The organism is Agrobacterium vaccinii, from assembly GCF_021310995.1.
Lineage (GTDB): Bacteria > Pseudomonadota > Alphaproteobacteria > Rhizobiales > Rhizobiaceae > Agrobacterium > Agrobacterium vaccinii.
The window spans coordinates 1,048,887-1,060,862 of sequence record NZ_CP054151.1 but is presented as its reverse complement, the minus strand read 5'-3'; the positions used below and the strand labels follow the sequence as shown (position 1 = coordinate 1,060,862).

At 56.7% G+C, this 11,976-nt stretch carries 10 protein-coding genes and 1 pseudogene; 3 read left to right on the top strand and 8 right to left on the bottom strand.

Translation table 11 applies throughout. From position 1 onward, the window contains the following. The first annotated feature begins 118 nt into the window (after window positions 1-118). Window positions 119-1,084: pseudogene (locus HRR99_RS20030) on the top strand (magnesium and cobalt transport protein CorA). A gap of 544 nt (window positions 1,085-1,628) precedes the next feature. Here HRR99_RS20030 and HRR99_RS20025 read toward each other — a convergent pair. Together HRR99_RS20025 and HRR99_RS20020 are read right to left on the bottom strand one after the other, a co-directional pair. Further along, window positions 1,629-2,153, bottom strand: a complete 525-nt coding sequence (locus HRR99_RS20025) for a flavin reductase family protein (protein ID WP_233124586.1) — start codon at window positions 2,151-2,153, stop codon at window positions 1,629-1,631. 49 nt (window positions 2,154-2,202) lie between these two features. Next, window positions 2,203-3,588 (bottom strand): LLM class flavin-dependent oxidoreductase, encoded by a 1,386-nt coding sequence (locus HRR99_RS20020; protein ID WP_233124585.1) that lies wholly within the window; start codon window positions 3,586-3,588, stop codon window positions 2,203-2,205. Window positions 3,589-3,750: 162 nt separating this feature from the next. Here HRR99_RS20020 and HRR99_RS20015 point away from each other — a divergent pair, with 162 nt between their 5' ends. Then, the gene (locus tag HRR99_RS20015; protein ID WP_233124584.1) at window positions 3,751-4,767 is read left to right on the top strand and encodes a helix-turn-helix domain-containing protein; all 1,017 of its coding nucleotides are present in this window, start codon (window positions 3,751-3,753) and stop codon (window positions 4,765-4,767) included. 134 nt (window positions 4,768-4,901) lie between these two features. Here the strand turns inward: HRR99_RS20015 and HRR99_RS20010 are convergent, their stop codons facing one another. The 6 genes from HRR99_RS20010 to HRR99_RS19985 all read right to left on the bottom strand — a co-directional run bounded on the left by HRR99_RS20010 (window position 4,902) and on the right by HRR99_RS19985 (window position 10,679). After that, window positions 4,902-5,693, bottom strand: coding sequence for an inositol monophosphatase family protein (locus HRR99_RS20010; protein ID WP_233124583.1), 792 nt, complete (start codon window positions 5,691-5,693; stop codon window positions 4,902-4,904). After that, a complete protein-coding gene (locus HRR99_RS20005) occupies window positions 5,693-6,577 on the bottom strand; it encodes a glycerophosphodiester phosphodiesterase family protein (RefSeq protein ID WP_233124582.1) in 885 nt (294 codons plus the stop codon). The genes HRR99_RS20010 and HRR99_RS20005 overlap by 1 nt, the downstream gene beginning before the upstream one ends. A 48-nt stretch (window positions 6,578-6,625) precedes the next feature. Next, entirely contained in the window at window positions 6,626-7,489 is an 864-nt protein-coding gene (locus tag HRR99_RS20000; RefSeq protein ID WP_233124581.1) for an ABC transporter permease, read from the bottom strand. After that, complete coding sequence (locus HRR99_RS19995; RefSeq protein WP_233124984.1) at window positions 7,490-8,344, bottom strand: ABC transporter permease; 855 nt, start codon at window positions 8,342-8,344, stop codon at window positions 7,490-7,492. After that, window positions 8,344-9,387, bottom strand: coding sequence for an ABC transporter ATP-binding protein (locus HRR99_RS19990; protein WP_233124580.1), 1,044 nt, complete (start codon window positions 9,385-9,387; stop codon window positions 8,344-8,346). The genes HRR99_RS19995 and HRR99_RS19990 overlap by 1 nt, the downstream gene beginning before the upstream one ends. Before the next feature lie 62 nt (window positions 9,388-9,449). Next, the gene (locus tag HRR99_RS19985; protein ID WP_233124579.1) at window positions 9,450-10,679 is read right to left on the bottom strand and encodes an extracellular solute-binding protein; all 1,230 of its coding nucleotides are present in this window, start codon (window positions 10,677-10,679) and stop codon (window positions 9,450-9,452) included. A gap of 142 nt (window positions 10,680-10,821) precedes the next feature. Here HRR99_RS19985 and HRR99_RS19980 point away from each other — a divergent pair, with 142 nt between their 5' ends. Beyond that, entirely contained in the window at window positions 10,822-11,970 is a 1,149-nt protein-coding gene (locus HRR99_RS19980; protein ID WP_233124578.1) for an ROK family transcriptional regulator, read from the top strand. The last annotated feature ends 6 nt before the right edge of the window (window positions 11,971-11,976 follow it).

The following is an 11,976-nucleotide window of genomic DNA, read 5'->3' as shown; positions in this document are numbered from 1 at the left end:
GACGTAAAGAGAACGAGAATGAACCTCGCTCTGCTATCCAGCAACATAGGCAACGGAAGCCTTATCGGCCTGACATTATCCGGCTTCAGGCCGTAAACCTGTTCTTGAAGGGAACGCGATGACAGTTGTCGCCTCATATATCTACCGTGCGGGCAAACGAGCAGAGGACATTCCTTTAGACGATCAGCCCTTTGAGACCGACGGCAAGGCATTCGCCTGGATCGGACTGACGGAACCTACCGCACAGGAGATGGCTAGCTTAAAGGCTATGTTCGGACTGCATCCACTGGCCGTCGAGGATGCCTTGAAGGGCGGTCAGGTCCCGAAAGTCGAGGTTTATGGTGACCGGCTTTTTGTTGTCGCAAAGACTGCACATCTCGAAGGTGACAAGATCGCCTATGGCGAGACCTATGTTTTCGTGGGTCCAAACCATGTGGTTACTGTCAGACACGGGTCTGCCCGTGGGCACAAGGAATTGCGGGAGCAACTCGAACAGTCACCGCGGCTTTTAGAGCATGGCCCAGACTATGTTCTTCACGGTATTCTCGATTTCGTGGTCGATGGCTATCTGCCGATGGTCGAGAAACTGGAAGACCGGGTTCTTGAAATGGAGAAGCATATGTTGATCTCTTTCCTAGAACGCGACCAGATCAGACGGCTTTTCCGGATGCGCCGGTAGGTTATCCTGTTTCAGCGCGTTCTGGGGCCGATGTCAGAAATGATTGGCAGGATGACCCATCTAGAGCTACCTTGCATCGACGACGATGCACGGCCTTATTTTCGCGATGTCCACGACCACGTCAGACGGGTCGAGGGAATGGTCTCAGGCCTGCGCGATGTGGTGACATCCGTTTTCGAGGCCAGCAATCTTCTTGAAATGCAGCGTCAGGGTACGATCACCAGACAGTTGGCAGCATGGGCCGCGATCCTCGCCGTCCCCACCGCCATCGCCGGGATCTATGGGATGAACTTCCAGCATATGCCGGAACTGGACACGCAGTATGGCTACTATGTCGTCCTGGCAGTCATCTTTTCCCTCTGCGGCATCTTGTATTACCAGTTCAGAAAATCTGGATGGCTGTGACGCTCTAATTTTCCAGACCCGGCGGCTTCACTGGAGAGACAACGTAAATGCAACCATGATCGTCGTCCGTCCAAATCAGATCGACCGACATGCAAAGACCCATCGCGAGGAAACCAAAATGCGGTTGGACAAAACATTCACTGTGCGCCAATGCTCCGTCCAACTTCGATTGCGGCTCCATAGAACTCTTCAAATTTGAGGCGCCTCGCGAGTTGGATTTCGCACTGCCCTCCGTCCCGCTCGAGGGCATAGATGTTCGCAATTCTATGCGCTGAAGAACCGGGAAGTGCGAGTGGCGCTCTCAGTCGAAGTGAGCGTACGGTGACGCCGAACCGCCGGGTTAGCGCATCGTCTATATCACGCTTGATGCCACGATGAATTGCTCGGAACCACTGACGATAGAGCAACCGTTTCAAGGGCAAGCTCGCTTCTGTAGGAGAGGCTTATATCGCCTTTGACCGTGTATCTATCGACTGATGCTTGGCGAGGGCTTCCAAATGGCTTCGAAGAAAAGCGGTGATGGCCGTAGTCTGCGCCGTCGTGTCTATGAGCGGCTCTCGGTAGGCGGCAGCGTGGTCATATTGCGATCGAAGTAAACCAGAGGGAGGCTGCCTTTGTTGCCAGTTGCGAAGTGAACGTTGCACACAAAAATAGTGTGCGTTCCCGATTGAAGCGTTTCATGAACTGAACAGCTGAAATGCGCACATGCCCCCTCAAGCAGGGGCTGCCCCAGTTCGTCAGACGTCCACTTTCCTAGTTCGAAGCGCTTCTCGGGTGGCAGTTTTCCGCCAAATGCCGCAGCGATGTCACCATGCTCAGTCGAAAGAATGTTCAGGCTAAGCCGACCGTTTTCAATAACGGCAGGGTGGGCAGAGGCATTGGTGTTCACACAAACCAGCAGCCTTGGCGGCTCCTGGCAGACTGAGCACGCCGCCGTGACGGTCAGGCCGGCACGCCCTGCGCTACCGTCCGTCGTTACGACCTGAACCGCAGCTGCCATCATAGACATCGCATCTTTGAAATCCCGCGTATCCGCGCCCGGTTGAGTGTTCTCAAGCATTTTTGCCATCCATTAATCGGAAAGAATAGGGACCCGGACAAAGCCGGGTCCTTGCGAATTACTCGGCTGCTTCGAGTGCTGGTCCGCTGAAAGCTCCCCGAAATGAGGCTCCGGGGTGGCTTTCTGGGAGAAGGGATCCACGACCGAACAACTTGTCGCGAAGCGTGCCTTCGGCATATTCGCTTTGTGCAAGCCCGCGCTGCTGGAGAACCGGCGTGACATGGTCGATGAAGTCGACAAACGTCTCCGGGTGAAGTTGGCAAATCATGTTGATGCCATCGACGCCGGCATCCTGCCAACGCTCCAGTTCGTCCGCGATGGAATCGGGCGTTCCCACGATCCGGCAATTGTAAGACAGGGCATTTGCCAGATCCTTGACTGTCGCCTTCTCGCCCTCCGGCTTGCCCATCTCGATCATTCGGGCGTAACCCTGCAGGCCGTCCAGCCCGGATTCGTCGATGGGTTTGTCGGGGTCAAGGTTCGAGAGGTCAACGCCCATGTCCCGGCTGACGTGCGCGGCGAGGCCTTCATAACTGACCCATTCGTCGATTTCCTTAGCCTTGCGTTCGGCTTCCTCCATCGTGCTACCGACCACGAAGGACAGACCTTGAATGAATTTGATATCTTCGGGCCCGCGACCCGCCAGAGCCGCCACCTGCTTGGTGCCGGAGATACCGATCCGAGCACCGTTTACATTTGGATAAAGCACAAATGTGCCCTCGGCATGCTGTGCTGCAAACTGGCTGCCACGTTTTGAGGCACCTGCCTGATACAACATCGGCGTGCGCTGCGGCGACGGACTGACCAAATGCGGCCCCTGGACCTTGTAACGCTCGCCTTCATGGCTGATCCGATGAACTTTCGTGTGGTCGCTGAAAACGCCGCTTTCCCGATCGGCAATCAGTGCGCCCTCGTCCCAGGATCCCTCCCAAAGCTTGTAGAGCACGTCCATATATTCGTCAGCCCAGTCATAACGCTGATCGTGCGGAACGATCTTGTCATGGCCGAAATTGCGCGCCGCGTTGTCGGTGACGCTTGTAACAATGTTCCAGCCGATACGCCCGCCACTGATATGATCCAGTGTTGACGCCTTCTTGGCAAACGCGAACGGATGTTCGGACAGAAGTGAACTGGTGAAAACAAGCCCCAGATCCTTCGTCACGCCCGCCAGGGCTGCGCACAGCGTGAACGTATCGTTGCAAGGCATATGAAGCCCCTGCTGGAAATAGGCGTCCCACTTGCCGTCATAAGCCGGATCGATACCAAGGATGTCGGCGAAGAAGATCGCGTCGAATTTACCTTGTTCAAGTTTCTTGACCAGATTGGCCCATGTCGCGAAATCATTGAAATTGGCGAGTTCGTTTCTCGGATGCCGCCACGTTCCGTGGTAGATGTGCGATGGCACATCCATGGTAAAGCAATTGAAAATCAGACGCTTTCGCATAGCTGCTCCTGTTTGTTGTTTGTTCCCGGAAACAAGCGTATGCCGCAGCGCAATATGCGTCTTGGCTCACAGTGAACAGTTTTTGTGCTCACCGTGACAGTGCCCACAAAGTCATCCTTCTCATGATAACCGCCTCGCGCAGAACGCCCGAGGCCATATGAGGTGTGGAAGCAGATAATCAAAGCCTGGCATGTTTATTGCTTCGCCGCCTCGACAATGTCGCTGACGGAGGCACTGGAAATGACGGTTTGGAACGCAACCGAATTGCCGCAGAAGGACCGTTTTCCGTTCTGGAAAGAAGTGCTCTGTCAGGAATACGTTGCTTTGAACTCGACTACCGAAGGCGATGCGCCGTTTTTCGGGCATGTTCGTGCCAACCTGCTAAACTCTATCAACGTCACGACAATTTCGTCGAGCAGACAAAAAATTCATCGCCGCCGACAGGAAATCAGCCGGATGCCCGAGCAGGTGTACTTCCTCAATCTACAGGTGGAAGGCCACTGCCTGATGATGCAGAACGGCCGAGAAGCACTCTTGCAGCGAGGCGATTTTTCGATTGTCGATTCAACCGAACCTTATCTCAACGATTACTGCAGCGACATTTGGACACAACATTCGTTCCGCATTCCCAAATCAATTCTGGAGCCTCTTCTGAAGCAACCCAACAGACAGATGGCCACAAAAATAAGCAGCAGTGATCCGATTGCGTCCCTTGCCGCGGACTACCTTTCATCAATTGCGCTGAATGCAGAGCATCTCCACGCTACAACGTCGTCATCCATCACCAACCATCTTGTAGAGCTGGTCGCGATTGCTGTCGGCCTATCCAATCGCGAGGTAGACCGCGCCCGCACAACATTACGCAATCAACTTGCCTTTTCCCTGATGAATTACATCAGTTCACATGCGGCAGACCCAGCGCTGACACCGGCCAAAGCAGCCGACCACTTTCGCATTTCGGTCCGCTATGTTCACCGCCTATTAGAAGACAGCGGTGAGACATTCAGCAAACTCCTGCTTCGGCAACGTTTGCAAAAATGCGCGGATGATCTGCGCGCCAAAGGCAATACTCCTGTCGGAGAGATCGCTTTTCGATGGGGTTTCAATGACCTTTCGCATTTCAGCCGGTCATTCCGAAACCAGTTTGGCGTCACGCCACGCGAATATCGAGTACAGTAGTACGGAGAAACAGAGCGTTTGCGTGCGTGGAATTTCGCGACTGGGTGGACAGCGACGGGTGTACCAAGGCAGCCAGACCTAACTATCGCCTTGATAGGAATCGAACTTTCGACGCAAAAAACCCGTTCCCCGATTTATCGAGTTTCGGTATTAAGGTTTTTGATTTCCGGCCATAATTCGGCAGCCGCAGTCAATAGTTTAGGCGTTCCGGCTGCCATCCAGGGGACGCCAGATCCGGCTCGGACGCCAATCCGAACGTCGAGGCCGGCTTCGCGCGCAAGAACAGCTCCACCTGCGATATCCCACATGGTGGTCAACTTCTGAAGGTGCCCATCGAAAATACCGCGTGCTGCGAAGGCGAGCCCGATGGATGTAGAGCGGATCGATTCCACCACCCAGCCCGCATGGCGAAGACCGACATTCAGCGCCGCCACCTCCTCAGCGTCGGCCGCCGCACTGTCGCCCAGCGACATGACTTGGACATCCTCGAACGGGACATCTCGCGGACGTGGCTTGCCATTCACGCGCAGGCCAGTGCCATCGGCAGCGGAGTAAATCTCCCCTAAAACAGGGACAGCGACGATACCGATTTCCGGGCGACCATTGCGCACAAAACCGAGCGAAATGCCCCAGAGCGGCGAGCCACGCAGGAAGTTCGCCGTGCCGTCGATGGGATCGATGATCCAGTAGGCATCGTCAGCGACGCCACCCATTTCCTCACCCAGAACGGTTTCTCCCGGAAATGCAGTGGCCAGCCTGTCCCGCACGAGCCTTTCGACGCTGGTATCGGCTTCAGACACGAAATCCTGAAAGCCTTTCGTCCTCGTCGCAATGGTGCTGCGCGCTTCAAAAAATTGCAAAGCGAGTTCCACAGCCTCCTCCATGACGAGGACGGCGTGCTCGAGACGTTTGTTCATCGCATTCATCACTTACCACCATGATGGCCGCTAATGTGCAGCCAGTTTTTGAAAGCATCCACTTCGTCAGTCTGTATGGCACCCACGGCTGCCTGCACAAGTGGGGCCCACACATCATCTGGATCGGCGAGCGCGCGGGTATCGTTGAAATCGAGGCAATAGGAAACGTCGAGCGTGTTGATCCAGAGACGGATATTCTGACGCTCCAGTTCTTCGCGGCCTGCGGCGAGATCGGCGATGTCGGAGAACTTCACTTCGATCATCGGCGCACGCAGCGCCTCGATCTTGCGCAGATCGTCAACAAAGTGGCCGGGTCGCACGTCGAACATCGGCATATGCGGTATCTTGCCGAACCAGTCTGCATCGAGAATATCGAAATGTGCAGCTTGCGGATCGATGTCGGTTTTGACCAGCACCTGATCCTGAATACCGAGCTTCAGCACCGTCTCCATCACCTGCGGCAGATCGCGCGTGAATTTGGTGTCGATGTTGACGGTGATCTTGCCGCGGATTTCTTCCAGCAACTCCTCCAGTGTCGGCACGCACTCGTCGGTAATGGCTGCATCCTTGCCGCCAGCCCCTGCCCGCAGCTTCGCCGCCCTAACGATATCGAACGACAACGCGCTGACCGTTCCCGTTCCCGTCGTCGTGCGGTCGAGCGTCTCGTCGTGAATGACGACAAGTCTACCATCCGCCGTGGACTGCGTATCGATCTCGATCATCTCGACACCCGCCGCAACAGCCGCGCGCACCGACGCCAAAGAGTTCTCCGCCGTGGTTTTCCAGCACCCGCGATGGGCGATCGTCAGGATGGCCGGGTTGCTTCGCGAGGATAGAGCCCGGACGTCGCAGACGTTGCTGGCTGGAAAGGAGGCGGGACGTGTTTGAGACATGGTTTTGACTTTCGGATGTTTCGTTTGGGAGTTGGACGCAAGGATTGTTCAGAGTTTCCCCATGCCTGCCGCCATCAGGTCGTCGCGCAGAATGCGACCAGCGATGATGAAGACGACAAGGGCGGGGAGAAGCAGGATGAAGGAGACGATGGAGGCCAGCGGCAGCTGCATCGAATAGGGGTCGAGAAACATGTAGAGCTTGATCGGCAAGGTTTCAACGACCGGTGCGCCGACGATGAAGGACTTGTCGAATTCCTCGAAGCTGCCGATGAACGACATCAGGCCACCCGCCAGCAGCACCGGCACGGCAAGCGGCAGAATGATGTGGAAGACGATGCCGAACGTGCCCGCACCCAGCGAACGCGCAGCATGGATGAGGTCGTCGGGAATGGTTTCCAGCGCCGCTGTCATCAGCCGGATCATCAACGGCAAGGTGCCGACGATCTGAACGAGGATGACGCCGGGAACCGAATAGGCAAGACCCATGACCATGAAAACCTGCCCGATGCCCACGGCAACCACAATGCCCGGAATGATGATCGGCGCGAGGATGAAGATTTCCACCACCCGCTTCAGCCGGAATGGAAACCGAGCCATGGCCCAGGCTGTGGGCAGGGCAATCGCAGCCGTTGCAAAGGTGACCACAAAGGCGATGACAATGCTGTTGAAGGCAGCGCGGATCAGGCCGCTATCGCCCAGAATGCTGGCCCAACGCGCTGTCGTATAGTCCTTTGGCACGACCAGCGGCGGAGCCCAGCCATCGGCCACGCTCCACAGGAACATCAGGGCAAGCGGCACCAGAATGGCAAGGCCCAGCGCCGTGTAGAGCCCGATCGAAACAAAAATGCGGTCTTGCGGGAGGAAGGTGCGGCGACGGGGAAGACCCTGGGTTTCGGTGATGACGGCGGCCATTTACGTGTCTCCCCGGTTCTGGCCAACACCGATGCGGGATGTCAGCGTGTAATAGGCAATGAGGACCAGAATGGCGAAAGCGCTCAACACCATGCCAATCGCGTAGACCTGATTGAACCGGCCCTGTTTGAACTCCTGCACCATGAGAACGGACAGCGGACGGGCCGTCGGCGGGCCGACAATATCCGGGATGGCATAAGAGCCCATGGAACCGATGAAGGTGAGAAGAATGGCGGCGGTGATACCGGGCATGGCCAGCGGCACCTCCACGAACAGAAAGGTCTTCAGCCGCGATGCACCAAGCGTGCGGGACGCATAGCGGATATCTTCGGGAATGGCGGCAAAGGCGCTGGTGATGATCAGCGTCATGAACGGGATCTGCTTCCAGACGCTGGCGATGATGACGCCGATGCCCCAGTCATCACGCACGAGCTTCGGTAATGCAATTCCCAGCGGCGCAAACAGCCGGTCCATAAATCCACCGCGTTCGAAAACGACGATGACCATCAGGCCGACGATGATGCCCGGCACCGCCATGGGCAGCTTGTAAAGTCCGCTGAACAGCTTTCGACCAAAGAAGCTTTTGCGGATCAGAAGCGCCAGAGGCACCGAAACCGCAAGCGAAACGATGACCGGCATGACCCCGTAGTAGATCGAGGTCGTCAGGCCGCGGATCATCGAAGGACGGGTGAAAATCCGCTCGTAAAGAGACAGGGTGAAACTGCCATCCTCAAGGCGGAAGCTGCCGATCAGCGCCGATAGAAGCGGGCTGCCGAAAAAAACGAGGAGATAGCCGACGCCGGGTGCCAGCAAGACAAGCAGCTGAACGCGCCGGTCGCGAAGAAGACTGCGCATCATGCAGCCTCCTTCACCGGTTGGTCATCGAGAAGATGGACCAGACCCGGAAATTGCACCGATACGCGGCTTCCGACATCAATCAGGCATACGGCACCAGACTGGTTGATGCGTATCTGTTCATTGCCGATTTCGACAGTGTAGAGCGCATTCGGCCCCATGAACGAAACGGCAGACACCGTGCCCGCACCGTTGGTATCGGCAGCGATGACGATGTTTTCCGGTCGCACGGAGATTTGCGCCGGACCTGCTGCCCGTCCGTCCAGAGTGACAAGCTGACCCCAGGGCAAACGCGCCTCCTCGGTGCCATCAGTCGTGACGGGGAGCAGGTTGGTCTGTCCCAGAAAACCCGCCGTGAAGGCGTGTTTGGGCGCACGGTAAAGCTCGGGCGGGGTGCCAATCTCCACCACATGACCTGCATTCATCACGACGATCCGATCCGACATAGCCATGGCTTCGGCTTGATCATGCGTCACGTAAATGCTGGTGGCGCCTATTCTTTTGTGCAGTTCGGTCAGCTCGTGGCGCAATGTATCGCGCAGCTTGGCGTCGAGGTTCGACAGAGGCTCGTCGAACAGCAGCAGGCTGGGCTGCATGACGATGGCGCGCGCCAGCGCCACGCGCTGCTGCTGACCGCCTGACAGTTGCCGCGGCATGCGGTCCACGAGAGCCGTCAGATTGCAGATGTCCAGCGCATGGGCGATGCGGCGGGTACGTTCGTCCCTGGGCACTTTCTTCATGCGCAGACCAAATCCGAGATTTTTGGCGACCGACATGTGCGGAAAAAGCGCATAGGACTGGAAGACCATGGCGATATCGCGCGCTTCGGGCGGCGCCTGATCGATGCGTTTGCCACCCAGCCAGATTTCACCGCCAGATGGTTCGCTGATCCCCATGAGGATACGCAGAAGCGTTGATTTTCCGCAGCCGGAGGGGCCGAGGATCGTGACGAATTCGCCGCGCTCCACGCTGATCGACACGGGGTGGAGCGCACGGCTTGCGCCATAGTCCTTGGTGATGTTGTTGATGTCGAGTTCACTCATGACGATCTTCCTTGGCGGGTGCGACAAGCCGGGACCAGGCCCGGCCCATGCGGGATTGAGCGCTACTGGTTGAGCACCTTTTCATCCAGCGCTTCGCCCAGCGCCTTGGCCATGTCCCAGAAGGCGGGAACCGAGAGGCGCGGATAAACCTCCTTGGGCAGGACGTGCACCTGCGCATCCTTCGGCATCATGTCATTGGTGACGTCGAGACGCGGTGATCGCGAGGCCTTGTGTTCCAGCTTCCATGTCTGGAACTCCTTGCTCATCGCCATGTCGATCAGAAGCAGGGCAGCGGCCACGTGTTTGGCGTTGGCAGGCACGAACATGGCATCGCCGGAGCCGATCTGACCCTTTTCCAACAGCGTCAGACGAAAGCTTTCGGGCAGTTGCTTGTTACCAAGAAATGTCATGACCTGATCTTCCCAGACCGTGCCGATATAGAGCTGCTGGTTGTTGATGAGGTTCAACGTGTCGGCATTGCCGTTGGTCAATTCGGCAACGGGCAGCAAGCGCTTATAGTAGTCCCAAACCGGGTTCAGGCATTCGGACGTCATCGCCCAGTCTTCGGCCTCCTGCAGCGTCTTGCTGTAATCCGTCAGCTGCGTGCGGCAGTCGCCGGTCAGATAGTTGAGCGCGACCGAGTAGATGAAACCGCTGCCGGAACCGCCTTTGGCCGGAAGAGTGACGCCGAGGCGCTTGGGGTTCTTTTCCGCCCAAGTGAGCAACTCTTCAAAGCTTTTCGGCAGGTCTTCGGGTTTCACGAAAGCCGAGTCATAACCGATCGCCGTCTGGTTCATGTGCACCAGCGGATAGGTGCCGCCATGGTCCTTGCCAAACAGGTTTTTTGCCAGAACCGGATCGTAATTGGCCATGTTGGGCAGGATGTCCGTCAATGCAATCTTGCCCACGACACCTTTGGAAGACAGAAGCGGGTACTCACCGCCACCGGCGAAATACGCATCCACCGGCGAATCCTGGCCCGCTGCATGGACGGCAATCAGCTGCTGGTTCGCCTGATCGCCGTTTACGTCGCTATAGGAGACCTTGATGCCGTATTTGGCTTCGAAGCTGGTAATCAATTCCTTCCAGGTATCGGCAAAACTACCGGCGAAATTATACATCGTCACAGAGCCCTCGGCTTTGGCAGCGGGAACGACGATGTCATAGAAATTTTCGCGCGTGACCTTCGACAGATCGAAGTCAAGATTCTTCATATTGGTGTCAGCCGCCAGACAAGGCGCTGCCGTCGTCGCCAGCGCAAGCACGGCGATCGCAAGATATTTCATAGGCATTGATGGCTCCTCCTGGAGGTCCGTGGTCACTGGCTGCTTATTAATACACTTTAGGTGTAATATTTGTGACAGTCCTGTGAAGAATGCTCATGGGCGCACCTCGCCTTATTGCAGCAGCGTTATCCAGCCGCTATCCAAGGCCATGACCCTCGACCCCAAAACGCGCCCGAAGCTCGATCGCCGTCCGCTTGCCAGCGGCAACGAGCGCATGATTCTGGATATCGTCAGGCGTTATGGACCGATCTCCCGGGCGTCGATCACCGGTCACACCAACCTGACGCAACAATCCGTGCACCGGCTGATCGACGGTCTGCTGGATCGCGGGCTGCTGCGCACCGGCACGCCGCTCAAAGGCACACGGGGCCAGCCAAGCCCGACCATAGAGCTGGTCCCGGAGGCCAGCTATTCGCTCGGCATTTCCATCAACACCGATTCTGTTGTGATCTGCATTGCTGATTTCCGCTGCGATATCGTAGTCGAGGAAAAGCTGGAAATGCTACCCAGTGATCGGAAGTTGACATTGGCTGCACTGTCTCTCGCCTTGGAACGCTTGCTTGGGCAGTACAACATCCCACGCGAAAAGCTGATTGGCCTTGGCTTTTCGATGTCGGGATTTTTTGTATCGCAAGACCGCGCCTTCAACGCGCCGGAGCCCTTAAGAGACTGGTCGCTGATGGATCTGAAGCCAATCCTCGAAGACAGGTTCCGCCTGCCGGTCTGGCTTGAAAACAATGCCACGACTGGGGCGATCGGCGAAAGCCTGCGCGGCGTAGGCTCATGGTGCCAGACCTTTGCCTATCTTTCCTTCAATTACGGTTTTGGCGGAGGTCTTGTTCTGGGCGGCCAACCGTTTTACGGCTTTTACGGCAACGCCGGCGAATTCAGCGGGATTTATAATCCGGACGAATCTCATAAGCGGCCTGCATTACAATATTTGATCGAGACACTCCAAAAAAACGCCGTCGAAATACATTCCATTGAAGCGCTACATCGGCAGTTTGATCCAACATGGCCCGGTGTCGAAGAATGGCTCGTTCGAACCATGCCTCAGGTGGACCGGCTCGTTGCCAGCTTGATCGCAGTTATAGACCCTCAGGCCATCGTCTTCGGAGGACAGTTGCCGAGAAAGCTCGGCCAGATGATGATCGCCCGCGTCCACATGCCCTCAGAGCGAGAGCATCGCTACGGCGTCGGTCCACAGGAGGCTAAACTGGTGCTCAGCGAAACCGAAGGCGATCCTGCCGCCATTGGCGCGGCCTTGCTGCCGTTGAGGATGCGATCCTTTTATTAGTTGTAT

Bases quoted from the DNA above. Each gene is read 5' to 3' on its own strand.
- HRR99_RS20025 (WP_233124586.1), bottom strand. From the start codon at position 2,153: ATGGCAAAAATGCTTGAGAACACTCAACCGGGCGCGGATACGCGGGAT.
- HRR99_RS20020 (WP_233124585.1), bottom strand. From the start codon at position 3,588: ATGCGAAAGCGTCTGATTTTCAATTGCTTTACCATGGATGTGCCATCG.
- HRR99_RS20010 (WP_233124583.1), bottom strand. From the start codon at position 5,693: ATGAATGCGATGAACAAACGTCTCGAGCACGCCGTCCTCGTCATGGAG.
- HRR99_RS20005 (WP_233124582.1), bottom strand. From the start codon at position 6,577: ATGTCTCAAACACGTCCCGCCTCCTTTCCAGCCAGCAACGTCTGCGAC.
- HRR99_RS20000 (WP_233124581.1), bottom strand. From the start codon at position 7,489: ATGGCCGCCGTCATCACCGAAACCCAGGGTCTTCCCCGTCGCCGCACC.
- HRR99_RS19995 (WP_233124984.1), bottom strand. From the start codon at position 8,344: ATGCGCAGTCTTCTTCGCGACCGGCGCGTTCAGCTGCTTGTCTTGCTG.
- HRR99_RS19990 (WP_233124580.1), bottom strand. From the start codon at position 9,387: ATGAGTGAACTCGACATCAACAACATCACCAAGGACTATGGCGCAAGC.
- HRR99_RS19985 (WP_233124579.1), bottom strand. From the start codon at position 10,679: ATGCCTATGAAATATCTTGCGATCGCCGTGCTTGCGCTGGCGACGACG.
- HRR99_RS19980 (WP_233124578.1), top strand. From the start codon at position 10,822: ATGACCCTCGACCCCAAAACGCGCCCGAAGCTCGATCGCCGTCCGCTT.